General features: G+C 72.6%; 1 pseudogene. It reads right to left on the bottom strand.

The window, feature by feature from the left end:
- Positions 1-340 (bottom strand): annotated as a pseudogene (locus tag D9V41_RS17040) (hydantoinase/oxoprolinase family protein); the annotation flags it as partial.

Below are 340 nucleotides of genomic sequence, written 5' to 3' on the forward strand. Positions count from 1 at the left end.
CGGGTCACGATGATGTTGCGGTAGGCGTCGACGCGAGCGACGAAGCCCGGGTGGAGCGGCACGGTGGAGCCGAACTCCTCGATGATCGCCGGGCCGGCCACCTGCGCGCCCGGCGCGAGGTCGGGGCGCCAGTAGACCGGGGTGTCGACGTAGCCGGCGGCCGGCTCGAAGCACACCGCCCGGCGCGAGGCCTCGACGACCTCGGGGTTCTCCTGGACCTCCTCGGACCGCACCTCGGGGCGCTTGATCGGGCCGATGCCCGAGACGCGGAGGTTGACCCACTCGACCTGCTGCTCGCCGTTGCCGCGGAAGTCGTAGCCGTAGAGCGCGCGGTGCTCGT

This window comes from Aeromicrobium phragmitis, from assembly GCF_003674095.1.
Classification (GTDB): domain Bacteria; phylum Actinomycetota; class Actinomycetes; order Propionibacteriales; family Nocardioidaceae; genus Aeromicrobium; species Aeromicrobium phragmitis.